Origin of the sequence: Oceanipulchritudo coccoides (genome assembly GCF_010500615.1) — a bacterium.
In the GTDB taxonomy this organism is placed as follows: domain Bacteria; phylum Verrucomicrobiota; class Verrucomicrobiia; order Opitutales; family Oceanipulchritudinaceae; genus Oceanipulchritudo; species Oceanipulchritudo coccoides.
The window spans coordinates 393,072-417,174 of record NZ_JAAGNX010000002.1; the positions used below are offsets into that span (position 1 = coordinate 393,072).

The following is a 24,103-nucleotide window of genomic DNA, read 5'->3' on the forward strand; positions in this document are numbered from 1 at the left end:
CTTATGCGTCTTCGACAACTTTTGGCACCACGATCTGGTCAGTGCGTGAAGCAGGTGCGTTCTTCAGTGCGCGGGAGGGTTCCCACGGGCTTCCGGGGACATCCTCACGAAGGGGTCCAGCGACATCGAATGGGTGGGCCATCGGCTCAATTCCTTCCACATCCACTTCCTGGAGCTTTTGAAAAAAGCCGAGAATATCCGAAACCTGGCCCGCAAAGGCGGCTTTCTCCTCCTCGGTAAGATGGATGCGCGCCAGCATGGCCAATTTATCAATATCTATCTCTGGACGTTCCTGCATAAAGGATCATGGGGTAATGCCGACTCGGTTTGAGGCAAGCGTGTAATACAAAACGGGCTTAGAGTGTACGACCAAGCTCGGCGATAATAGCCTCAACGGGCTCCGTGCCGACCGAGAGGCGAATCAGGTCCGGGTCGATCCCATGCTTCTTCAGGATTGCTCGGCCTTTGGCGGTTTTCACCATGTCGTAATGGGCCAGATACATGAAAGGGCACATCATCGTAAATCGCGCTCCGAAGCTTGGACTCTTCACGATACAGGAAGGATCGTAGAATTCGGCCACGGGCTTATTGAGGCTGAATGAAATGATCCCGCCCGGTCCGGCTTCCCTGTGCTGCAGCCAGTTGTAGTTGTAGGCGGCCGGTTGGTTGTGCGCCCAGAAAATTGAGTCCACGCTTTTATGATTCGCGAGAAACTCCGCTATTTTTCCGGTAGAGGCATTGATTTGGCGGATTGTTTCGGGATAACGGTCTATCTGGATAGCCATTCGTCCCAAGTCACCATCTGAAGGGCGCGAGCCAAACGCCGAAACGACGGGCAGCAGGTCGTCATAAAACGGCGATTCCGCATTCAAGGCAAGGGCCCCCATCATGACATCGGCTTCCGACGCGGCGTATTTCGTCAGGCTGTTGATGTGGAGATCCGCATACTTCAGGACATTCAGGTTGTGCGGGCTGACAAGCGTGGGATCCAGGATCAGGGCAGCTTTGTACTTGTCTGCAAGTTCGCGTAATTGCTCAACATCGGGAGTCTGCACAAGCGGGTTGGTCGGGACCTCGGTGACAATCCCCGCGACACGGTGTCCATGTTCCGCGAGAGTATCCTTCAGTTCTGACAGGTCCATCACTTCGTACAACTGGATCGGATCGGCGTTGGGAAGGGCAAAGCGTTCAAGAATCCGTGCCGTGTCCACATAGAGCCATCCGAGCTGGATCCAGAGGTCCCGGCCACGGTCCATCTGAATCGACTGCAGGGCACGGAAACCCGTGTAGAAAGCATTCATCCCGCTACGAAAGAGCCTGATATCTGATTCGGCCGCAGTCCCATAGACCGAATGGAGGTGGCTCCGGATGACCGCTCCGTTTTCTTCCGCACTTCCAGACCGGCGCTCCTCTTCGAATTCCGGGACATCAAACCACTTTTGAAGAAAGTGACCCGCTTCCCGGGAAGAGAGTCCCGCACCGGTATGTTGAAGAAAAATGCCAGCCTCCTTCTGGATTTCCGGGTCACCATGCAGGCGGATCGTCCAGATTTCCTCAATCGGTGCGATGCTATGATCGTTCAAGCCGAGAAAGTGGCTCAAGTCGCGAGCCACGGCCTCGGAGGGGAGGAGGGGATCGGTTGCCATCATGCAACCCTCCTGCTCCAGACGAACGGACAAATCCGTGATGAGCGGATTCCTGAAAAAGCGCGGATAACCAGCCGTGAAGGATGATAGAACCTTCGGATCCTTTTCCTCATAGCCAATCACATCGGCCATTGTGGGAAGACTCACACAAACGCTGTGCGGACTTCCATTGACCGGATCACCCAGAGGATAGGACTTGAAGAGTTCAGGCATTTTGAGAGGAATCCCCTCAGGCCTCGTTGACGAGGATTTGTTCCAGGGTTTGACGCTTGCGGATCACTTTGATGGATCCATCGGTACACAACAGGATTTCCGGGGCCTCCGGAAATGAATTATAGTTTTTGGCGGACATCGCGGAGCAATAGGCACCCGCCCCGCCAATCAAGGCAAAGTCCCCGATCCGGGCATCCGGAAGATCTCTTGCCGACAGGGCTTCCGGGTCTCCGGGAGCAGGTGTCAGGATATCGCCGGATTCACAGCAGTGGCCAACGACAATGACCGGTCGGCGCACCGTACCGGGTTTCGCCTGCAGGAGTTCGATGGGATGCTGGGCCCCATAAAGGGACGGCCGTAGAATCTCCGTCATACCGGCATCAATTTTTAGAAAGGAATAACCCTCTTCCCCGGTATCGACGATATCCTGCACGCGGGTCAGGAGTGCGCCAGCATTGGCAATGAGGAAGGTGCCCGGTTCAATTTCAAAATGCAACTTGCGGCCGGTCCTTTCGGCAAAGTCCTCCAGCAGTTGCGCGACAGGCGCCCCGCAGGCCTGGAGGTCGGTTGAATTTTCCCCCTCAACCCGGGCTACTTTGAATCCTCCCCCAAGGTTGAAATGGGTGACGGTCTCGTATGCCTCCGCCATTCGCAGACTCAGGCTTGCCGCCCGTTTCCAGACCTCCGGATCGCTCCCTGAACCGATATGCGTGTGGATGCGAAATGCGCACAGGCTAAATTTTTCAAGGATTGCCCGGACTTCTTCCACCTTGGCATTCCATATCCCAAAGCTGGAGGCAGGCCCGCCAACGTTGGTGCGGTTGGTTCCGCCCGAGCCAAGGCCAGGATTGAAGCGCAGGCCGACCTGAGTCCCAGGAAGGGCTTTCCCGTAAGTCTCGAGCTGGTTTAATGAGCAGGCATTCACGGACATGCCTTGCTGAACCAGCTCTACAAAATTCACTGGAAGTTCCTGCGTGCTGAGTGAGATCTTGCTGGCGTCGATACCGGCGGCCAACAAGCGTTCCGCCTCATAACCACTGCTGGCATCGAAATGGAGTCCCTTGTCCGAGAAGAGGCGCAGGATGGCTCGTGTCGGGGCCGCCTTCATGGCATAGCGAACAGTCAACCCGAACGGGGCCGGAATAGTGAGGGCTGCTTCCGCCTGTGCCTTTAATTGAGCTTCATCATAGACAAAGACGGGTGTTCCTGTGCTTGCGGCGATGCGCGTGGCTGTCTGGTAATTTATCATCGGGTCTCGCATTTATCGCCATCTATTGAGGCAAGCTCACTTCGAAGGCAACTTGTAATAGCTGCGAATTGCCCGCAATAGGCAGGAAACGGGAAGGACTCGAAGGCCCATCGGGGCAACCCATTTTTGGAAGAATCCACCGCTGCGGACAACACTGCTTTTTCCCTTCGCGATCGCCCGGATCATGTCGGAGGCCGCCAAGCTGGCTTCCGGGGCCGCCTGAAGATGCCTCTCAAATTGTTCCCATGCGCGCAGTTCACTTGTTTCCAGACTTTCCGGTCGCGACATGTTTTCATTGAAGGCTGTCCGGAAATCTCCCGCCTGAAAATCAATGAAGGCAAGGCCTGTTCCGTGCTCGCTGGTGATCAGGCTCTGCGTGAAGGCACTTAAACCCGCTTTGCCGGCGGTGTAAGTCGCCATGAAAGGGAGCGGAAAACAGGCGGCCAGCGAACTGACATTGAGGATGCAGCCCTTGCCGCGCTTGCGCATTCCCGGGAGAACCGCCCGCGTCAGTTGGATCGGGGTGTGCAAGAGTAACTGGACCTGCTTCTCCACGGATTCCCCATCGCCAGCCGTCAGGTTTCCAAAGCTGGACCAGCCCGCGTTGTTGATCAGGATGTCTATCTGCTCCAGCACATCGCGGTTGTCCTCGATGAAAGTCTGCATTCCTTCGGCCGTTCCGCCTTCCAGCTTCAGCCAACGGAGGCCGTCCGGCCCGGCAGTGTATTCCGGATCCCTCGTTGTGCCATACACTTCAAGGCCTTCCTCCAGAAGCTGCTTTGTCACCGCTTGCCCAATCCCGGAGGAGGCGCCAGTCACCAGGACATTCTGGAAACGGGCTTTCAGTGCGTGCATTTCCTTCGGCATGGTCAGTAAATTTTGCCCTGACACTCCTTCGTGGCAAGCCTTCAACCGTTAATTCAGGCAGCAGGGGGAGCCCGTGCTTGCATTAGAGGTGCTTAACGGCCACAAAAACACACCTTATACCCCTGCGCCCCATCTAGCCCCTGTCCTTAAATCCTTTACTGTATAACCATTGCTTATTATCCCCAATCCCAATATTTAAGAATACTTTTTAATAATCAGGAAATGAGTTCATTAGGAAAAAAATACATCATGGCCCTCAGCGGACTGGTCCTCGTCGGATTTGTCATTGGCCACATGGTGGGGAACCTGCAGATGTTTCTCCACCCAGACTGGATCAACGAGTATGCGTACAAGCTGCAAAACCTGCCCTACGGGTTGCTCTGGGTCGTACGGTTGGTCCTCCTGGTCTGTGTGATTGCCCACATTGTGACGGCTATTCTGCTTGTCGTGGAAAACAAGCGGGCGCGTCCGGCGGGCTACGTGGAGAAGGCCCATCTTCAGGCGAGTTTTGCCAGTCGGACGATGCGTTACAGCGGGACGATCCTTCTGGTCTTCATCGTGTTCCATATCATGCATTTCACGGTGCAGAACATCCATCCGGAATTCAAGGAGCTGGAAACACAGCTCGAGGGAGTGGGGACCATGCACCACGTAAATGACAAACTGACGGCGATCGGTAAGACGCACGTGCACGACGTCTACAGCATGGTGGTCCACGGATTTGGACCGCGGTTCTGGTATGTCTCCGTTTTTTATATTATCTCGATGGCCCTTCTCTGCTTCCACCTGATGCATGGTATCAGCAGTATGTTCCAGAGTCTGGGTCTGCGTAACGCGGCTTGGCGGGTGCGTCTCGACCGGATTGCCCTAGCCCTGGCCATTGTGGTCTTTATCGGCTTCGCCTCCATCCCGGTGGCCAGCCTGACGGGCATACTTGAGCCCATCACGCCACTCATAGCCACTCATTGAGTAACGAGGAATTTATCATGAATTTGGAATCAAAAATCCCCGAGGGTCCGGTTGCGGAAAAGTGGACCAACGCAAAATTTAATTACAAGCTGGTTAATCCCGCCAACAAGCGCAAATACAGCGTGATTGTTGTGGGAAGCGGGCTTGCCGGTGGAGCCGCTGCGGCGACGCTTGGCGAACTCGGCTATCAGGTGAAGTGTTTCTGCTATCAGGACAGTCCCAGGCGGGCGCACTCCATTGCCGCCCAAGGCGGTATAAATGCCGCCAAGAACTACCAGAACGACGGCGACAGCGTGTATCGGCTTTTCTACGACACAGTCAAGGGAGGAGACTTCCGGAGCCGTGAAGCCAATGTGCACCGTCTGGCTGAGGTCTCGAGCAACATCATCGACCAGTGTGTCGCGCAAGGTGTGCCCTTTGCCCGCGAATACGGAGGCATGCTTGCCAACCGTTCCTTCGGCGGCGCGCAAGTGAGCCGTACCTTTTATGCCCGTGGCCAGACCGGACAGCAGCTGCTGCTTGGGGCATACCAGAGCTTGAGTCGCCAGATCGGTCTTGGCCAGGTCAAGATGTACAACCGCCATGAGATGCTGGACGTGGTTCTGGTCGATGGTGAAGCCAAGGGGATCATCACGCGAAACCTGGTCACAGGTAAGATTGATCGTTGGGCCGCGGACGCTGTGGTGCTGGCAACCGGCGGTTACTCGACGGTGTTCTTCCTTTCCACAAATGCTGCTGGTTGTAACGTGACCGCGGCTTGGCGCGCGCATCGTCGTGGAGCAGGCTTTGCCAACCCCTGCTATACGCAGATCCACCCGACCTGTATTCCGCAGGAAGGTGAACATCAGTCAAAATTGACGCTCATGTCTGAGTCGCTTCGCAATGATGGGCGTGTCTGGGTTCCCAAAACCCGGGAGATGGCCGCCAAGGTCCGCGACGGTGAGATCAAGCCGTCCGAAGTTCCCGAAGATGAACGCGATTATTTCCTCGAGCGGAAGTATCCAAGCTTTGGCAACCTGGCACCGCGTGACATTTCAAGCCGTGCTGCCAAGGAAGCCTGCGATGACGGACGCGGTGTCGCAAAGACCGGGTATGGCGTTTTCCTCGATTTTGCGGATGCCATTAATCGCCTCGGCAAAGACGTGATCGCGGAGCGCTACGGCAATCTTTTCGACATGTATGAGAATATCATGGGCGCCAACGCCTATGAGCAACCCATGCAGATTTATCCTGCTCCACACTATACGATGGGCGGACTCTGGGTTGATTACAACCTGATGACTTCCATTCCGGGTCTGTTCGCCACGGGCGAGTGCAATTTCTCCGACCATGGGGCGAATCGACTTGGGGCATCGGCGCTGATGCAGGGGCTTGCAGACGGGTATTTCATTACCCCATATGTGATCGGCAATTACCTTGCTTCCCAAGTGCCTCTGAGCAAAGCCGGCAAGACGGACGTAAACTCAGCACCTTTTGTGGAAACTGAGGCGGCCGTGAAGGAGAAGATCGATAAGATGGTTTCCATTCAAGGAAAGACCAGTCCGCGAAGTATCCACATTGAGTTGGGCAAGATCATGCTCGACAAGTGCGGCATGGCGAGGAACGAAGCTGGCCTGAAAGAAGCTATCCAGAAAATCCGTGAACTTCGGAAAAAATTCTGGGAAGACGTGAAGATTCCTGGCGGGCCCGAGGAATTGAATATCGAGCTGGAGCGTGCGGGCCGGGTAGCCGACCATCTTGAGTTTGCCGAGCTGATGTGCTACGACGCCTTGGACCGTGATGAATCATGTGGCGGTCACTTCCGCGAGGAACACCAGACTCAAGAGGGGGAAGCCGTCCGCGATGATGAAAATTACGCCAATGTTTCCGTCTGGGAGTTCAAGGGATTGGAAAATCCTCCCGCAAAGCATGTTGAGCCTCTTTCCTTCGAGAATGTCCACCTCGGTATACGCAGTTACAAATAAGGAACTTTCCGATAATTTAAGAGACAGGAAAAATAATGTCTGAGAAAAACATTCAAATCACCTTGAAAGTGTGGCGTCAAAAGGACGCCTCCGAAACCGGCCAGTTTGAGACCTACAAGATGGATGAGGTCTCCACCTCTTCTTCCTTCCTGGAGATGCTTGATTTGTTGAACGAGCAACTGATCGCGGAGGACAAGGATCCTGTGGCTTTCGACCATGATTGCCGTGAGGGTATCTGCGGGATGTGTTCCCTCGTAATCAATGGTATTCCCCACGGTAAGAATGCCTTGCAGACGACCTGCCAGTTGCACATGCGCAGTTTCAGCAATGGGGATACGATCACGATCGAGCCCTACCGCTCAAAGCCTTTCCCGGTGATGAGGGACCTCGTCGTTGACCGGACTCCGCTTGATACGATCATGCAGGCGGGCGGATTTGTTGATCAGCGCGTGGGCGCGGCGCAGGACGCAAACGCCCTTCCGATTTCCAAGGAAATCGCTGACAAGGCGATGGATGCAGCGGCCTGTATCGGCTGCGGCGCATGCGTGGCAGTTTGCCCGAATGCGTCGGCCATGCTCTTCACCTCGGCCAAGGTGAGCCAGCTGAACATGCTTCCGCAGGGTAAGCCCGAAAAGGACCGCCGCTCACTAAGCATGGTCAACGCCATGGATGGTGCCGGCTTCGGCAACTGTACCAACATCGGTGAGTGTGAAGCGGCTTGTCCGAAAGGCATCAGCCTCGATTTCATTGCCAAAATGAACCGCGACTACGCGGTGGCCTCCGCGAAGAAGTTTTTTGGGGCAATCGGCTGAGAAGGCTTTCTTGACACGGACCAAGGCACCCCTATCGCTATCAAAATGCGTTTGACGGATTTCCGGAAGCGGACCTTCCGGTTCTTTTTGGATCGGAACTGAATATGGGGTTGATAAGTATCATAGCCGCCTTTGTCGCGGGTCTCCTCTTGGCGGGAGTCCTCGCCCTCCTCGTCTATCAGCGTCGCAAGAAAACTGACGAAGCGCTTCTTTCGGAGCGTTGCCGGATTATCGAACGCGAAAAGACCCTCGAAATTGAGGAGTTGAAGCTGCGCGAGGAAATTGCTCTGGAAAAGCGGCAGGCTGAGGCCGACCGGGAGCTCAAACGACGCGAAATCGAGATTCGTGGTCTTGAAGAAGAGACGGCTGTGGGGGCAAGTGCAGTTGCAAAGGAACGCGAAAAGCTCGAAAAGCGGCGGTCAGAGCTGGATGAACGCTACGATGTCATTGAGCGATCGGAGGATCGTCTCCGCGAAAATATAGCGGAATATCGCACCCGCCTCCAGGAAGTGAGCCAGCTGACGGTAGATTCAGCCCGGGAACAATTGCTGGAGCAGGTCCGGCACGATATTCAAGACGAGGTCCGGGAATTGAAAGAGGAGCTTTTGGGCCGCTCGGAAAAGGAAGTCGAGGCAGAGGCCAAACGGACGCTTATCGCTTGCATGCAAAGGCTGAGCGCGGCCCCGCAGGAGGATATCACAGCGACGATTGTGGCGATTCCAAGCGATGATATGAAAGGTCGTATTATCGGCAGGGAAGGGCGTAACATTAAGTCCTTCGAGTCCATGACGGGAACGACGCTTTTAATCGATGAGACACCTGACAGCGTCTTGATTTCATCTTTTGACCCGGTTCGCCGGGAGACCGCCCGCCTTGCCCTTGAGGCTCTCATCAAGGATGGCCGCATTCACCCGAGCAGTATTGAGGAGGCCGTCAATCGCGCTGAAGAGGAAGTCAAGCAGAGCGTTGTTGACAGTGGTGAAGATGCCTTGCGCCGTCTCCGGCTCAATCGCATGCACCCGGAAATTGTATCTTGTCTGGGAAAATTGAGATTTCGTCTCTCGAATAATCAGAACTCACTCGAGCACTCCGTCGAGGTGGCTAATCTATGTGCCTTAATTGCTTCAGAGCTCGGGCTGGATACCGAACTGGCCAAGCGAAGTGGCCTCCTCCATGATATTGGAAAAGTCCTTGATCAGGATCATGAAGGCAGCCATGCCCTTGCCGGCAGCTATCTCCTGAAACGTCTAGGGACCGAAGATCCGAAGGTGGTCAATGCGGTTGCTGCACACCACAGTGAAGTCCCTGCAGAAAGCCCATATGTGGCCCTTGTGATGATCGCTGACAGCCTTAGCGCCACACGACCGGGGGTCCGTGCCGACAGCCTGGATGGATATCTTCACCGGGTACGCAGCCTCGAGGAAATTGCCCAGTCCATGGAAGGGGTCTCCGAGGCCTATGCCATCCAGGCCGGGCGTGAAATCCGTGTGATTGTCTCCCCGGGTTCCGTCAGTGAAGCGGACGCCGGCTTGCTCGCGCGGAATATTCGTCGCCGCATTGAGGACGAGCTCCAGTATCCGGGAACCATCAAGGTCACCGTCATCCGTGAGCAGCGGTTTTCGGAAACCGCACAATAAAGACCGGGTCTTCAGCTCAAATTTGACCAGTTTACCATCCTGACAGGGACCAAATTTCCTGTTTTCCTCAGCTATATGCGAAAGCGAGCAAAACGTGAGGAGGAGGCCTTCCAAATGGCTCCAATGATCGAAATTGTGTTTCTGCAGCTTTTTTCGACTCTTTCTGTACGGATGAATCCCTATTTCGGGATATAGACCCATGCGCCGTTCTCGGTGACATTCTCGCCGGGGCAATAGAGCCAGTGGTTCATGTCCACGCTCCAGACCCAGGGATCGTTTTCCACCCAGAGCCAGCTGAGCCATGGAGTGGTGTCGCAGTAGCCGTCAACCCGAACTTCAAATGGACCGAAATTTGCCCTGCCCGATTCCAGTATTTGCAAACGGAATGTAGAGGTCTCATAATTAGCCCCAGCATCTCTAGACGCTAGGCCAACAACGGTACTTCCATCCCCACTTATGGCAGTTGCTGAAAGATTAAACCCTTGTCGGTTAATCCCATAAGAGTCGACAAATTGATTCAGTGCTATGGGTTGCCAATCCATCATTTCTGTTGTGTATTGGCTACCAGTGTCACTGACCAAAAGCATGGATTTCATATCTCGTGAAATGTCGAGAAAGCGGAGTTGACCAGTATTTTCAAAGAGAATTTCAGGATGGCCATTTTTCCACATCATGAATTTGGACGGTCTATTGTCATCTCCCACAAGCCCAAGGATTAGAGAACCATCATCAGAAACCGCCCTTGCGAAATGTGCCTCCGTTTCGTATCCTGGTAGTTTCGGTAAAATGCTGACTTTATAATTTATCCACTGAACTGGGATATATTGATTACCTCCCGTGTTGTCTGCACCCACTATGACTGAACCATTTGAGGAAACATCATAAGCGTTGCTTTCTCTTTCGCCAAGGTCTGAAAAGCCCAACCCCATTAAGACTGTGCCGGTACGGCCTGGTTTCCAGCAGCAGGCTTCTTTGATATAGGTGTCACCGTAATAGGCAGACCCTACTGTAATACTTCCATCACCAGAAACAGCTTCTATTAAAAAACGATTTTCCCCCCAATGAGGCAACTCCGATCGAACCCATCCTTCTCCTGTAGTGAAACTCCATTTACTCCCAAATCTGAATCCGGATCCTAATTCCGCAACAATATGGGCACAATCGTCAGTTATAATAGGTGTACACCGACCAATTTCAGGCAAGAGAGTATAAACACCGTTTTCCCAGATAAAGATCGAGTATTCATCGTCGGCATCGTCGGAGATCATGTTGTATTCGTATAATCCGCCGACAATAATTGAACCATCTGAAGAAACATCTGTTGTTATTATGGCAGCAGACGACTCATAATACCCTGGCGGAGTCCCAAGAAATTCAAGTGTTACCATCTTTTCGGCTAGCAATCCATTAGCAAAATATGCACTGAGAATAAACAGTATTACTACACATACCCAGTCGCCGCAGCAATTTCTCCGTTTCATTATCCCTCCTTCGTTGAGATTTCCTGTAAATCCTGCTTCAGGGGGAGTACTCCTTAATAAAATTCAGAACCAGTTTTGTCAAAAGTAGAGATTCTTTACATCGAAAAATAAGACCGACTGATTTTGCTAATTAGTGAGTTGGGCTGCTTACCCAAATTCAGGTAAAAGAAAGCCTTTTTTGATCGCCCGCCGGTCACCAAGGTGGATGCATGCGTAAACGAACCCGACGCCAGGAGGAGCCCTTCCAAATGGCTCCTATGATCGACATGGTGTTTCTGCTGCTGGTATTTTTCATGACGGTGAGCACGCTTGCCAAGGATTCCCGTCCAGAGACAAGCCTTCCTGTTTCGGAGACGGCACAAGTCCCCGCTGAGGCACCACCAAGGGATGTTCTCACGCTTATTCCGGATGCCGACTCGAGCAGGATATTCTGGTACAACAAGCAGGTTGATGGCAAAGCTTTGGAGGGCCTGCTTGAGAAGAGAGGCGAGGGGAGCGAGCTGCTCCTGCGCGGTCCCCCTTCGCTTCCCTGGAAGTTCTGGAAGGAGATATTCGAGGAAATTCGTACGGCTGGTGCGGATGAGGTGGTCCTGGGAACTTTTGAAAACTGAGGCATTTGGATGCGTCAGCGACGGCCAATGGATGCCCCCGAGATTCCAATCGCCCCGATGATCGATTGCGTCTTCCTCATGCTTGTTTACTTCATGACAACCAGTTCACTCGAGAAGAGCGAGGCGGACCTCCCGTGTCCGGTTGGGTCGGCCGGCATGGCTCTTGATCCCCTTGAATCGATTGATGAACAGCAGATGACAATTTCTCCCTCGGGAACAGTCTTGTGGAACGGCTCGAGTTTTGACCTGCTGGGCTCATCCACGGGCTACAGGTCCTTGTGTGACAGGCTTAAGACTTTCCTCAACACGTGCAGGCTATCCGGTAGTGAACCATCACTACGAATTCAGCCACATGATGATGCACCTTACCAGGCGGTGGTCACCTTTCTGGATGCCGCCACGCTGGCCGGTATTGAGGCCATTCATTTCCCCTGACGGCTGTCTCCCGCTCAGGCCTCGACGATACCATTCTGGATGGCGAATCGTGTCAGCCCGGCAATATCATGAATATCCAGTTTGTTCATGACATTGGTGCGGTGGGTATCCGCGGTCTTCACGCTAATGTTAAGTTTGGCGGCAATCTCCTTGGTCGTGTTGCCCTCGGCAATCAATTGAAGCAGCTCACGTTCCCGGGTCGTCAATTTCTCCATGGAATCCGTGACATGCGGATTGAGCATCAAGTCCCTCAGGGTTTCCAGGATCTGGCTACTCATGAATGACTCGTTGTTGAGCACTCGCTTAATGCCCTCCTCCAATTCGTCAATGGAGGCGTTCTTGTGGATGATTCCGTTCACGCCCGCCTTCATGGCCGACTGAACCCGCTCCCGTGACGAATAGGCGGAGAAGATAATCAGCTTAACGCGTGGAAGGTCCTTCCTCAGTTGCCTGACAATCTCCAGACCGTTCAAGCTGGGGACCATAATATCGACAATGACCAAGTCCGGCTTGATTTCACGGCACGCATCATACCCCTCCAGTCCGTCGCCTGACTGGCCCGCCAATTCACATTCAGGCAATTCCTCAACAAGGCGACAGACGAGCTGACGGAGGATAGTCTGGTCTTCTATTACATATACTTTTTTCATCATTTCCTGAGTGAGAGGTATAATTTCCGTAGGGCGTCGTAATCGGCCTCACGGGTTCCACTTAAGATAACGTGTTCAAAATTGTCCACTTCCTGCAGTTCAATCCTGGCGGACTTGAGGCGCCTTTCGATTTCCATTTCGCTTTCTCCGCGACCCTTCAGGCGCTCGCGGATTTGCTCGAGGGATTCCGGCTGGATAAAAATCGTATGCAACCCACCGGCCAAGCGCGAATTTATCGACGGCTCTTTCCTGAATGTTTGTGCTCCCTGGATATCAATATTGAGCATGAGATCCTTGCCTTTTTCCAATTGTTGCAGGATGTGCTTTTTCTGTGAGCCATAGTATCGTCCATGGACGATCGCCCATTCGATAAAGTCACCGTTTTCAAGTCGCCTTTTGAACACTTCCTCATCAAGAAAGTGGTAGTCGAGCCCGTCCACTTCCCCGGGTCTTGGTTGCCGGCTGGTGGTCGTGACAATGCGCTCAATGCGGTCGGGAAATTCGCTTAGCAACTGCTCACAAAGGGTGGTTTTGCCTGACCCTGCGGGGCCGCATATGATGAGGATAATCGGCGATGCGGTGGGGGGAACAGTCATCGATCGCCAGTTTTCAGAGATCGACATCCATCAGGATTTCCCGCGGACTGGACCCGTTTTCCGGCCCGACCATACCCTCCGCCTCGAGGATTTCCATAATCCGGGCGGCCCGGTTATAACCTATTTTCAAGCGGCGTTGCAGCATTGATGTGGATGCCCGTTTGCTTGTCTTGATGACGTTGATTGCATCCGGGACCAACTCGTCTTCCCACTCGCCTTCCGCCGTGGAGGAGGAGTCATCTCCAGATTCAATGTTGCGTTGAAATTGCTCATCAAACACGGGTCCGCCATTTATCTCGCTGATCTGACTGACAATAGCCGTAATCTCATCATCGCTGACAAAGGCGCCCTGGGCGCGAACAAGGTCTGCCGAGCCTGGTGGCAGGAAGAGCATGTCCCCTTTTCCAATCAAGTGGTCGGCCCCCATGGTATCCAGAATAGTCCGTGAGTCGACGCGGGAGGCTACCTTGAATGATATCCTGCTTGGCAGGTTGGCCTTGATGACGCCCGTAATGACATTCACGGATGGTCGCTGTGTGGCGAGGATCAGATGAATTCCGGCAGCACGGGCCAATTGAGCAAGTCGGGCAATGCCGGTTTCAATGTCAGCTGGAGCAACCATCATCAGGTCAGCCAGCTCGTCCACAATACACACGATGTAGGGAAGTTTTTCCGGTGGGGCTTCCTCGCCGGCTCCCGGATCGCGCGGAACCTCGATCTGGGATGCGGCGGCTCTTTCTTCCGGCGTCAATTCAGCATCAAGGGCGGCGGCCCGCTCTTCAAATTCCTTGGCCTCACGCTTCGACTTGATCATCTTGGCATTATAGCCGGCGATGTTGCGGACCCCGAGCCCGGCGAAGAGTTGGTAACGCTTCTCCATCTCATTGAGCAGATACTTGAGCGCGTTGGGTACCTTCTTTGGATCCGTGACAACCGGGACCAGCATGTGGGGCAGTGAATTATAAACCTGCATTTCCACAATTTTCGGGTCGACCATGACAAAGCGCAGATCCTCAGGACTGGAATGATAAAGAAGGGATGTAATGACAGCGTTAATACAAACTGTCTTGCCCGAACCGGTCGAACCGGCAATGAGGAGGTGAGGCATTTTGGTCAGGTCGGCAATCAGGGGTTTGCCGGAAACATCCTTTCCAAGGGCAATCGGAATCTCGGCCTTATTGTTAACCCAGTCAGCTGATTCAAGAATATCGCGAATAAAGACAGATTGCGGGTGCTTGTTGGGAACTTCTACCCCGACGCACCCCTTGCCTGGGACAGGGGCCAGAATACGCACCGAAAGCGCCTTCAGGTTGAGGGCGATGTTCTTGTCCAGATTCTGGATTTTCTCCACGCGGACACCGGGGGCGGGGAACACATCATAGCGTGTGATGACCGGACCCGTATGGACATCACCCGGAGAGACCCGCACCCCGAATTCCTCGAGGGTTTTCACCAGCATCTCGGATGTTGCCTGGTGCACGGATTCGTCTTCCACGGTTGTCGGCTCAGCTTGTTCAGTAAGCAGGCGCATTGGCGGGAATTTGTAATTACCCTTCCTCTCGGGAAGTTTGGCTGCCGCCTTCTTGACTTCCTCGCCCGCAATAATGCGCAGGTTTGACCCTGTGGCAGCTGCCTTTTCCGTGGCAGAGGACGATGGGAGGGTGATGCCTTTTGGCTTCTTTACGGGAGCCTCCTTGGCCTTTGGAACCGGAGCTTCCATTTTTTGAGCCTGCGGAACGGTATCTTCCTCCATGATTGGCTCGAAAGGTTCTGCTATTTCGGAACGCCCGATCTTCAGGTTTGAAGGGGCTTTCTCCGGGGGCTTGGCCACTGCCGGAGTTTCGTCTGGGGCAAGCGGGGCGGAGGCGGCCTTGGCCTTTTTAGCTTCAAGGGCTTTCTGTTTTCTAGCCAGTTTTTCGGCTTTACGGGCTTCCTTGCGTTCCCGGCGGGCGATAGCCCGTTCCTCACGTGAAGCCACCCAGGCTGCAATCTTCACGCTGAAAAGATGACGAATGTCGCTGCCCACATTGTCGAAGAGCAGGAAAACGAGGGAAAACAGACTAAAGACACCAAAGACCACGATGGAGCCGACCATACCCAGAAAATCGCGCAAGAACTGGGCATAGATGTAAAAGCCCAGAAGGCCTCCCCAGCCGTATGGGAAGAAGTTGTCGGAAACCTCCGCCAGATGAACAACCCCCACAACAGGAGACTCGGCCGACTCAATCTGGTACATGCTGCCAAAGACTGAGAGGCTCAGGAAAACGAGAACGACAGGGACCAGCTTTCGGATACCGAGTTTCCGGGCATACGGTCTGAAAAACATGTAGGAGATCCAAAAAGCCAGTACCGGCGTGGCATAGGCCGCCAGACCCATCAGGTAAAGAGTGAAGGAGGCCACCTGGACGCCGAATTTCCCGATGAGATTGCTATCCTGGATATCAGAATAAAAGGAGGGATTCTGGGTGGGGTGATAATCCCCGACGGCAAGTGCCATCAAAAGTCCAAGTATAAGGAAGACCAAAGCCAAAAAAGGCCTTGGTTTTGGATCCCGTGGTCCGAATGTGGGTGCTTTCTGCACCGGTTTACGCTTCCTGGCTGCCATTTATGTTAAGGGAAATTGAATAGGCAGAAGCTTTCCAGAAGACAAGGAAGGATTAGCAATTGACCACGTACATCACGAGTTTTTTATCTTTTTTATGATTTCTTTTCTGCGTTTTACACCAATTTATCAAGAGCGAGTCTGGGGAGGCCGGGGCCTTGAGCTTTCCCTCGGGCGTGATTTGCCGGAAGGAAAGGTGATTGGCGAAAGCTGGGAACTCGTCGACCGGCCGGAGGCGGACTCTCCCCTTGATTCAGGAACCGGGACCCTCGGAACCCTTCGTAGATCGGATCCGAATGCCCTGATGGGTCCGGGTTGGCCAGCCGACAGGCCGTTTCCCATCCTAGTGAAGTGGTTGGACTGCCAGGACCGGCTCAGCCTGCAGGTTCATCCACCTGCCTCGGTCGCGCCCGAGCTCAATGGTGAGCCCAAGACTGAGAATTGGTACATTGTGGAAGCCACACCGGATGCGGCCCTGCTGGCCGGGGTCAAGCCGGGCGTGCAGGCCGACGTGTTTCGCAAAGCAATTGAAGATGAGGAGCTGGAGGGATTGGTCTGCCGCCTTCCGGCGAGAAAAGGGGATTCCCTCTTTGTCCGAAGTGGGCGCCTGCACGCAATTGATGCTGGGAACCTGATCCTTGAGATTCAGCAAAATTCGGACACGACCTATCGCGTCTATGACTGGGGACGGGTCGGCCTGGATGGAAAGCCGCGGCAGTTGCACATTGAGGAATCCATGAAATCCATAGATTTCGAGGATACGGATCCCGAGTTGATGCACCCCGAAGGCCCGGAATCGGTTCTGGCCGATTCTGAGGAATTTCGCCTTCGCCGGCTTGAGCTGAAGCCCGGTGAGGAACTTTTCTTTCCTGCCAATGAAGAACCGCGCATTCTCAGTGTCGCTGAAGGTAAGCTGGTTGCCGGGGACGGAAATGCCGTGACCCGCGGGGACAACATTATCCTGCCATATTCGGGAGAATCCTCATGGAAAGCGGAGACGGCATCTGTTGTCCTGGTGACCGACCGCTTCAACACAGTCACTTCCGCGCAGTAATCCCGGGCACCTTCAGATCAGCACCAGGCTGTCGCGATGGACGACCTCAAAGCGCGATCGTTCCGGTTGGGTCTTCTGGATTTGGCTGGAATCCAACCCGATAATGCCACTAAGCGTCGCGGCATCATAAGCGACAATCCCGCGGGCAATTGTATTTGAATCGGGATCGAGAAGGTTGACTACCGCGCCCTGCTCGAAGGAACCTGTGCAGCTGAGAAGCCCCTTCGCCAGCAGGCTGGAATGATTTTCAAGAATGGCCCGTGCTGCCCCTGCATCAAGATGGAGGGAGCCCATTGGTTTCTCAAAAAAAGCAATCCAGCGCTTCCGGGCGGCAAGGGAAATCGTCTGCGGCATGAAAAAGGTTCCGGGGGCTGTGCCATCATGGACCTTTCCGATGATCCCGGGCTCATTGGCACTGCCAATAAAGACCCCGCAACCGGATTGGGTGGCCAGCTTCGCAGCTTCAATCTTGGTGATCATCCCACCAGTGGAAAATTGGTTTTCGGGACCACCGGCAAGCTCTCGGATGTCTTCCGTGACCTCTTCAACCAAGGGAATCAGGGCTCCTCGCCCATGATCCTTCATGAGCCCGGGAATGTTGGAGAGGATGATCAGCAGGTCGGCTTTTATAAGACTGGCTACCAGCGCGCTCAGGACGTCATTGTCACCGAATTTAATCTCATCCGCGCTGACCGTGTCGTTTTCGTTCACAACAGGGACGGCCCCGTATGAAAGCAATTCCTCGAGTGTATTCCGGACGGCCAGATGCCGCTTGCGGCCCTGGACATCTTCGCGGGTGAGGAGAATTTGGGCAGCCGTTATCTGGTGAGTCTGGAGGGCAGCCTGCCATGCCTGCATGAGGCAGGATTGCCCGACTGCCGCACAGGCCTGCAAGCCTGCGAGATCATCCGGTCTGTCGGTCAATTCAAGTTTTCCGATGCCCAACCCGACGGCACCCGAGGAGACCACAACCACTTCAAAGCCGTGCTCCTTGAGGGAGGAAATTTCCCTGCAAACGGCTTCAATACGGCCGCTCAGCAGATCGCCCCCGGGACCCGTCAATGAATTGGTCCCGATCTTTATGACGACCCGGCGCGCATTCGCCTCCAGAAACTGCATGAAGTGCCTAGACTTGCAGGAGCTCCTGCTCCTTGGCCGCGAGGGCGTCATTGATCTGCTTCACATGGGAATCCGTTTCGTCCTGGATTTCCTTCTCATGGCGCTTCACATCATCCTCAGAGACGTGCCCATCCGTTTTGAGTTTTTTAAGCTGATCCATTGCGTGGTGACGGGCCTGCCGAACACTGACACGGCCTTCCTCTGCATGATTAGCGGCCATCTTGACCATCTCCTTACGCCGGTCACCGGAAAGTTCCGGGATGGGGACCAGAATGGTTGCGCCTCTCGAAAGGGGATTCAGCCCGAGATTGGCATCCCGGATCCCTTTTTCGATGGCCCCTGAAGTGCCCTTATCCCATGGCGTGACTTGCAGGGTGTGGTTATCCGGAGTTGTGATCGCACCCAACTCACGGATGGCCATATTGGAACCGTAGGATTCCACGTGAACAGAAATATTCTCGATCATCGCCGGCGTGGCCTTGCCGGTATGAATGTTGGCGAACTCATGCAAGGTGTGTTGAAGCGCCTTTTGCATCAGCTCTACTGCTTCCAGATGAATTGTGTCGAAGTCCATGATTTACCTCCAAATTGGGTTTAGAATTATCTTTATAGGGTCTGTACAAACGGGTTCAAGCCTCGGTCGAGGGGATTAACTGACGAGGGTGCCAATTTTTTTCCCAAGGACCGCCTGTTTGATCCCGCCTTCCTGGTTCATATTGAAGACAAGGATCGGCATTTTATTGTCCTGGCAGAGAGCAAAGGCTGTCGCATCCATGACTTTCAGGCGAAGTTTGAGGGCCTCGGCAAAGGAGATCTTGTCGAATTTCACCGCATCCGGATGCTTTACGGGATCCTTGTCGTAGATTCCATCAACCTTGGTGGCCTTCAAAATGACTTCAGCGCCAATCTCACTGGCCCGCAGGGCGGCCGTGGTGTCTGTGGAGAAATAAGGGTTTCCTGTTCCGCCAACAAATATAACCACACGCTTTTTCTCAAGATGTCGCGTGGCCCGGCGGAGGATATAAGGCTCAGCCACCTTGTTCATCTCGATTGCGCTGAGCACCCGCACGGGCACTTCCATTTTTTCCAGGCAATCCATCAGGGCCATCCCGTTGATCACGGTGGCCATCATGCCCATATAGTCGCCTGTGGTCCGGGCAACCCCCCGCTTTTCAACGCCGCTCAGGCCGCGGAAGATATTGCCTCCTCCCACGACAAGTCCGATCTCAATTCCGAGGTCATAAACTGATTTCACCTGCTTGCACACGTCGTGCAGGATGGTTCCATCAATCGTTTCCCCTGATTTGCTGCAGCGAAGGACTTCACCGCTTAGTTTTAGAACGATCCGCTTGACGCGGGTTTCACTGCCTTCGGAACTTGCTTGCATCAAAGCGGACAGTGTTGGAGCGAAGCGCAAAAGGTCAATCCCTCTCACGCTCAAAGATAGGCCCGGAGAATTCGGGATCGTGCTTGACGAGGGGATTGGGCGGGCCTTTATTGCTCTCCTTTATCAAGCGTAGGCCCATGGTGTAATTGGCAACACAGCTGGTTTTGGTCCAGCCATTCAAGGTTCAAGTCCTTGTGGGCCTGCCATTTTCACCATTTTTTGCTCCCTGTGCCATTATTCTAATGTGCAGTTGCCTTTGCGGAGGTTTTACCTTTCGTCACGGATATGGATGGCTCTGGCTACGATGTAATTTTATGGGACTGGAACGGGACCCTCCTCGACGACAGTCTGTACGGCCTTTCGATTATCAACAGCATGCTCCGGCGCCGTGGCTTGCCGGAACCCTCCAGGGAGGAACACGGGCGGCTCTTTGATTTTCCGGTTATACTTTATTACGAGCGTCTTGGCTTTGATTTTGAGAAGGAGCCGTTCGAAGTGATTTCCCATGAATTCGTGGACACGTACTTTCAAAATGTGAACAGTTGTGTTCTTCGCGAAGGAACCGTCGAAGCGCTTGGTCAGATCCGGGACCTTGGGATCCGCCAATCTGTCCTGAGTGCCAGCCGGCAGGACAACCTTGAACGGATGATCAGCGATTACGGCCTGGCTGGGTTCTTCGATGAATTGCTGGGAATTGATTCCATTCATGCACCGGGCAAGTCCGGCCGGGGTTGTGACTGGATTCGTGAATCCGGGATTGATCCGGCACGGGTGCTGCTGATCGGTGATACCATGCACGACGCTGAAGTAGCCGCTGAGATGGGCATTGACGGGTGGATGATCGAAGGAGGGCATCATCCGATGAACCGCCTGAAGGAGACCGGGTGTCCCTGTTTCTCGAGCCTCCCCAAAATCCTTCAGGCGTTGGCTGAAAGTCGATCCAAAGCCTCGCCCCTATGATTTTAGCAGCACAATTGAATGGTGACATGGGCAATGTGGTGGTGAGCACCCTTGCCCTTTCCATTGCGGTGGGAGGGATGCTCATGGTCCTTGCCAAGATGCTCAAGATTCCGGGAATCGTTCTCCTGCTTTTCGGGGGCATTATCCTCGGCCCGGAGGTACTGGGATTTGTGCAACCGGACACGTTGGGACCCGCGCTCAATGTCCTGGTGGCAGTAGCCGTTGGCCTCATTCTCTTTGAGGGGGGGCTGACCCTTGATGTGAACGGGTATCGTTCCGCCCCAAGGGTTATCCGGAATCTACTGACTGTCGGGGTGGTCGTGACATGGGTCGGCACGGGGCTGACGATCTGGCTAATCTTTCCAGTTGATCCCGCCTTTGCCGCCCTCACAAGCAGCCTCGTTATCGTGACTGGACCAACCGTCATCCAGCCAATCTTAAAACGAATCCGGTTAAAATGGAACCTGCACAACATTCTTCACTGGGAAGGGGTCCTGATTGATCCGATCGGCGTTTTTCTTGCCGTTCTGGCCTATGAGTGGGTTGTTGGCGGTGGGGGCGAGGAGGCGTTCATTCACTTTGCAATCCGGCTCCTTGGCGGGTTGCTGATCGGCGTCGTCGGTGGCGAGCTGATTGCCTGGATCTTGAAGAAACAGATTATTCCGGAGGAAATGATCAATGTATTCACGGTTGGATCCGCCATGCTCATCTTCGGCGTGACGGAGGCGATAATTGCCGAAGGGGGGCTGCTTTCAGTGATTGTGGCCGGGTTGATCTGCGGATCGCGTCAACCGCCAGCCTTGCGGGGGATTGTTGAGTTCAAATCGATTATAACGGATCTCCTGATCGGCTTTGTCTTTATTCTCCTGACCGCCCGCCTGCAACTTCAGCAGTTCATTGATTTTGGATTACTGGGATTTGCCCTGGTCGGTGTTGTCATTTTAGTTGTGCGCCCCTTGGCAATCTTTGCCTGTACCCGCGGGGCGGGCTTGAACTGGAAGGAGTTGGTCTTTCTCTCATGGGTGGCCCCGCGCGGAGTGGTTGCCGCCTCCATGGCTTCCCTTTTTGTCCTGACCCTGACGGAGCTTGGCCGGTTCGAAAATCCTGCTTTTCTCGAGACTTTCGTCTACTCCGTGATCTTCACAACGGTCCTTTTGCAAGGGTTTACCGCCGGACCACTATCAAAACTTCTCGGCCTGAATGAGAAGCATCCAGACGGATGGTTGATTGTCGGAGCGCATCCAATAGCCCGCCAGATAGCCCGCTTCCTTGAAAAGGTGAGGGAAGTGCCAGTCGCCCTTGTTGACGGGAACCGGGTGGCCGTGAGTGAGGCCCAGCAGGAAGGCCTCAAGGCCTTTTTCGGGGATGCCCGGGAGACGGCGGCCATCGAGGATCGCGTGGAAATGCGCGGGGTCGGAAAGCTGATGGCCTTTACCGACAATGAGGACCTCAACGAGCTTTTGTGCAAAAAATGGGAACCCGTTTTCGGGAAGGACCATGTTTATCGGTGGGCTTCTTCCAAGCCAGCCGAGGAGGACATTCATCACACCGGTATCATCTTGTGGAGCTGGATGCCAAAACCGTCCATGATTAGTTCCGAGCTCATGCTCGGGGAGGCGGCCACCGTCGAACTCGAAGGCATGCGGATGAAAAATCCCGGAAACCTTGCTGCCTTGCTGACCGCGCACGCCGAGGAAGTTCTCCTGGATCCTGGCCCGGATAGCAAAATGACCTCCGACAAGGTGGCACCCAGCACACTTTACCTGCAGAGGGAGGCGGATTATCTGCTCAATGCCCTGAACAGTGATTGGATTGTTTCGCTGGATACCAAGGAACCGGGTGAGCTCTACAAGGCCTTGGCGGGACAACTTTCCACAGCGGACCCCATCCTTTCCGGGAGCGTGCTTTTGGATCAGCTTCTTGAGCGGGAATTATCCGTTCCGACGACTCTGGGACACGGAGTTGCTTTGCCTCATGCCAAGGTGGAGGGCATCAGCCGCACGTGTTGCGCCATTGGTTTGTTGCCAACCGGGATCGAGCTCGGTGATGAAGAGGATCCCGTGCGCCTTGTCTTCATGCTGGTCAGTCCGGTTGATAAACCCGAGCTTCACCTGGCTGTGCTCGGGGAAATTGCCCGCCTTTGTGCAGATGCCGAGGTTCGACAGCAACTGTTTGATTGCGATGATCCGGCAGATATTCTCCCGCTAATCCGCCGTTACCGAAGGCAACACACCCCGTTCGCTGACGCACGGGGATAGCAGTCATTACTGAACACCTCAGGGCTTGCCGATTCCGTGAGCCTCAAACCCGATCTTACGAAGCACTTCCAGGTCGACGAGGTTGCGCCCATCAAAGAAAAAGGCCGGCTTTTCCATCGAGTCGAAGACTTTGTTGTAATCGGTCTGGTCCTCCTTGAGGACATCCCATTCTGTGAGGATCGCGACAGCGTGAGCCTTGTCCGCGGCCGAGTAGGCGTCCTTGTGGATTGAGACCTGTGTATTCGATTCATCGATACCAAGATCGGAATAAATCTGCGCTGTCGTGACTTTCGGGTCGTAGATCGCCAGATGGCCACCTTCTTCCAACAAGTCCTTGCAGACATGTATCGCGGCGGATTCACGGGTGTCGTTAGTGTCCTTCTTGAAGGCAAAGCCAAGGATAGCGATTTTCTTGCCGGAAACGGTGTTGAAGAGCGTCCGGACAATCCGCTGGCTGAAGCGGCGCTTCTGGTAGTCGTTCATCTGGACGACCGATTCCCAGTAGTCTGCCACCGATGACAAACCAAAGTGGTTGCACAGGTAAACCAAATTCAGGATGTCCTTCTGGAAGCAGGATCCCCCGAAGCCGACACTGCTCTTCAGAAACTTGGGTCCAATCCGTGAATCGCGGCCAATTGCGTAGGCTACCTCGTCCACATCCGCCCCTGTTGCTTCACAGAGGGCCGAAATGGCGTTGATCGAGCTGATGCGCTGGGCCAGAAAGGCGTTGGCGGTCAATTTTGAAAGCTCGGAGCTCCAGAGATTCGTGGTGAGGATGTTTTCCCGCGGCACCCATTCGGCATAGACATCCACGAGCTTCTGGACAGCTGCCTGGCCTTCTTCCGTCGTCTCGCCACCGATCAGGACCCGGTCTGGGTTCTCAAGGTCCGCCATAGCCGTTCCTTCAGCAAGGAATTCCGGATTGGAGAGGACTTGGAATTTGTTGCTGGAACCGGTCGAGTCGAGGATGCGCTTGATGGATTCGGCGGTGCGGACGGGCAGGGTCGACTTTTCGACAATGATCTTGTCGCTGTCCGAGACAGACGCGATCTGCCGGGCGCACTTCTCCACATACTGGAGATCAGCGGCTTTTCCGGCCCCGATTCCAAATGTCTTTGTCGGGGTGTTTACACAAATGAAGACAATATCGGCCTCCTTGATCTTTGCGTCCACATCCGTTGAGAAAAACAAGTTGCGACCACGGGCCTCCTTGACAACCTCAAGCAGTCCCGGTTCGTAAACAGGTAGCTCATCCGTCTGCCATGCGGCTATCCGGTCCGGGTTCATGTCCACAACCGTGACTTCGATCTTTTCGCACTTCTGGGCAATCTTGGCCATCGTCGGCCCACCCACATATCCGGCTCCTATACAACAGATTTTCATGTATTCCGTAAGAAATATCTTCGTTACCCGCTGGCGAGGATATTTATTCCTTTCCCTTTTTAAACCCAAGGCTTGACGCAACCCCTGTTTATTTTAATAAGTAATAAATATGAATCATAAGCACGTGGCCTCCCTGTTGGACTTACGGCAATTCACAATCTAATCCTTCTTTAGCGGTGGTTCCATTATACCATCCTAACTACCTCAACA

At 54.1% G+C, this 24,103-nt stretch carries 21 protein-coding genes and 1 tRNA gene; 10 read left to right on the forward strand and 12 right to left on the reverse strand.

All coding sequences use genetic code 11. The annotated features are described in order from the left end of the window. Window position 1: 1 nt before the first annotated feature. Genes gatC through G0Q06_RS07295 form a run of 4 tightly spaced genes read right to left on the reverse strand, consistent with a single transcriptional unit; the run spans window position 2 to window position 3,963 of the window. Window positions 2–298 carry an Asp-tRNA(Asn)/Glu-tRNA(Gln) amidotransferase subunit GatC gene (gene gatC, locus G0Q06_RS07280; RefSeq protein ID WP_163963971.1) on the reverse strand — a complete coding sequence of 99 codons (297 nt, stop codon included), beginning with the start codon at window positions 296–298 and terminating at the stop codon, window positions 2–4. A gap of 58 nt (window positions 299–356) precedes the next feature. Then, window positions 357–1,859 carry a PLP-dependent transferase gene (locus G0Q06_RS07285; protein ID WP_163963973.1) on the reverse strand — a complete coding sequence of 501 codons (1,503 nt, stop codon included), beginning with the start codon at window positions 1,857–1,859 and terminating at the stop codon, window positions 357–359. Between the two features lie 16 nt (window positions 1,860–1,875). Beyond that, entirely contained in the window at window positions 1,876–3,108 is a 1,233-nt protein-coding gene (locus G0Q06_RS07290) for a diaminopimelate decarboxylase (RefSeq protein WP_238710397.1), read from the reverse strand. A gap of 36 nt (window positions 3,109–3,144) precedes the next feature. Further along, window positions 3,145–3,963 (reverse strand): SDR family NAD(P)-dependent oxidoreductase, encoded by an 819-nt coding sequence (locus tag G0Q06_RS07295; protein ID WP_163963977.1) that lies wholly within the window; start codon window positions 3,961–3,963, stop codon window positions 3,145–3,147. A 234-nt stretch (window positions 3,964–4,197) separates the two neighbouring features. Between G0Q06_RS07295 and G0Q06_RS07300 the strand changes: the two genes are divergently transcribed. The 4 genes from G0Q06_RS07300 (at window position 4,198) to rny (ending at window position 9,357) form a co-directional block, all read left to right on the forward strand. Then, window positions 4,198–4,944, forward strand: coding sequence for a succinate dehydrogenase cytochrome b subunit (locus tag G0Q06_RS07300; protein ID WP_163963979.1), 747 nt, complete (start codon window positions 4,198–4,200; stop codon window positions 4,942–4,944). 17 nt (window positions 4,945–4,961) lie between these two features. Then, window positions 4,962–6,908, forward strand: coding sequence for a fumarate reductase/succinate dehydrogenase flavoprotein subunit (locus tag G0Q06_RS07305; RefSeq protein WP_163963980.1), 1,947 nt, complete (start codon window positions 4,962–4,964; stop codon window positions 6,906–6,908). A 35-nt stretch (window positions 6,909–6,943) separates the two neighbouring features. Then, window positions 6,944–7,720: a succinate dehydrogenase/fumarate reductase iron-sulfur subunit gene (locus tag G0Q06_RS07310; protein ID WP_238710403.1), complete on the forward strand. Its 777-nt coding sequence runs from the start codon at window positions 6,944–6,946 to the stop codon at window positions 7,718–7,720. 110 nt (window positions 7,721–7,830) lie between these two features. Continuing rightward, a complete protein-coding gene (gene rny / locus G0Q06_RS07315) occupies window positions 7,831–9,357 on the forward strand; it encodes a ribonuclease Y (protein WP_163963982.1) in 1,527 nt (508 codons plus the stop codon). A gap of 179 nt (window positions 9,358–9,536) precedes the next feature. On the opposite strand, the gene G0Q06_RS07320 is transcribed toward rny, so the two are convergent. Next, window positions 9,537–10,838, reverse strand: a complete 1,302-nt coding sequence (locus G0Q06_RS07320) for a hypothetical protein (RefSeq protein ID WP_163963984.1) — start codon at window positions 10,836–10,838, stop codon at window positions 9,537–9,539. 209 nt (window positions 10,839–11,047) lie between these two features. On the opposite strand from G0Q06_RS07320, the gene G0Q06_RS07325 reads away from it, so the two are divergent. Further along, entirely contained in the window at window positions 11,048–11,449 is a 402-nt protein-coding gene (locus tag G0Q06_RS07325) for an ExbD/TolR family protein (protein WP_163963986.1), read from the forward strand. Between the two features lie 9 nt (window positions 11,450–11,458). Next, a complete protein-coding gene (locus G0Q06_RS07330; RefSeq protein WP_163963988.1) occupies window positions 11,459–11,884 on the forward strand; it encodes an ExbD/TolR family protein in 426 nt (141 codons plus the stop codon). A gap of 14 nt (window positions 11,885–11,898) precedes the next feature. Here G0Q06_RS07330 and G0Q06_RS07335 read toward each other — a convergent pair whose 3' ends face one another. Genes G0Q06_RS07335 through G0Q06_RS07345 form a run of 3 tightly spaced genes read right to left on the reverse strand, consistent with a single transcriptional unit; the run spans window position 11,899 to window position 15,735 of the window. Next, on the reverse strand, window positions 11,899–12,537 hold the full coding sequence (locus G0Q06_RS07335; protein ID WP_163963990.1) for a response regulator: 639 nt from the start codon (window positions 12,535–12,537) through the stop codon (window positions 11,899–11,901). Continuing rightward, window positions 12,534–13,157, reverse strand: coding sequence for a guanylate kinase (gene gmk / locus G0Q06_RS07340; protein WP_163963992.1), 624 nt, complete (start codon window positions 13,155–13,157; stop codon window positions 12,534–12,536). The genes G0Q06_RS07335 and gmk overlap by 4 nt, the downstream gene beginning before the upstream one ends. Continuing rightward, window positions 13,144–15,735: a DNA translocase FtsK gene (locus G0Q06_RS07345; RefSeq protein ID WP_163963994.1), complete on the reverse strand. Its 2,592-nt coding sequence runs from the start codon at window positions 15,733–15,735 to the stop codon at window positions 13,144–13,146. Before G0Q06_RS07345 ends, gmk begins: the two co-directional genes overlap by 14 nt. Before the next feature lie 94 nt (window positions 15,736–15,829). Between G0Q06_RS07345 and G0Q06_RS07350 the strand changes: the two genes are divergently transcribed. After that, the gene (locus tag G0Q06_RS07350) at window positions 15,830–16,786 is read left to right on the forward strand and encodes a type I phosphomannose isomerase catalytic subunit (protein WP_163963996.1); all 957 of its coding nucleotides are present in this window, start codon (window positions 15,830–15,832) and stop codon (window positions 16,784–16,786) included. Window positions 16,787–16,798: 12 nt separating this feature from the next. On the opposite strand, the gene proB is transcribed toward G0Q06_RS07350, so the two are convergent. The 3 genes from proB to pyrH all read right to left on the reverse strand — a co-directional run bounded on the left by proB (window position 16,799) and on the right by pyrH (window position 19,292). Continuing rightward, entirely contained in the window at window positions 16,799–17,905 is a 1,107-nt protein-coding gene (gene proB, locus G0Q06_RS07355) for a glutamate 5-kinase (protein WP_163963998.1), read from the reverse strand. A 7-nt stretch (window positions 17,906–17,912) separates the two neighbouring features. Then, entirely contained in the window at window positions 17,913–18,479 is a 567-nt protein-coding gene (gene frr, locus G0Q06_RS07360) for a ribosome recycling factor (protein ID WP_163964000.1), read from the reverse strand. 75 nt (window positions 18,480–18,554) lie between these two features. Further along, window positions 18,555–19,292, reverse strand: a complete 738-nt coding sequence (pyrH, locus tag G0Q06_RS07365; RefSeq protein ID WP_163964001.1) for a UMP kinase — start codon at window positions 19,290–19,292, stop codon at window positions 18,555–18,557. A gap of 131 nt (window positions 19,293–19,423) precedes the next feature. Here pyrH and G0Q06_RS07370 point away from each other — a divergent pair. From G0Q06_RS07370 to G0Q06_RS07380, 3 genes are all read left to right on the forward strand, one after another. Beyond that, window positions 19,424–19,498 (forward strand) — tRNA-Gln (locus tag G0Q06_RS07370). A gap of 79 nt (window positions 19,499–19,577) precedes the next feature. Further along, the gene (locus tag G0Q06_RS07375) at window positions 19,578–20,252 is read left to right on the forward strand and encodes an HAD family hydrolase (RefSeq protein WP_163964003.1); all 675 of its coding nucleotides are present in this window, start codon (window positions 19,578–19,580) and stop codon (window positions 20,250–20,252) included. After that, on the forward strand, window positions 20,249–22,510 hold the full coding sequence (locus G0Q06_RS07380; RefSeq protein WP_163964005.1) for a cation:proton antiporter domain-containing protein: 2,262 nt from the start codon (window positions 20,249–20,251) through the stop codon (window positions 22,508–22,510). The genes G0Q06_RS07375 and G0Q06_RS07380 overlap by 4 nt, the downstream gene beginning before the upstream one ends. Before the next feature lie 18 nt (window positions 22,511–22,528). Here G0Q06_RS07380 and G0Q06_RS07385 read toward each other — a convergent pair whose 3' ends face one another. Then, window positions 22,529–23,893, reverse strand: a complete 1,365-nt coding sequence (locus tag G0Q06_RS07385; protein ID WP_163964007.1) for a UDP-glucose 6-dehydrogenase — start codon at window positions 23,891–23,893, stop codon at window positions 22,529–22,531. Window positions 23,894–24,103: the final 210 nt, after the last annotated feature.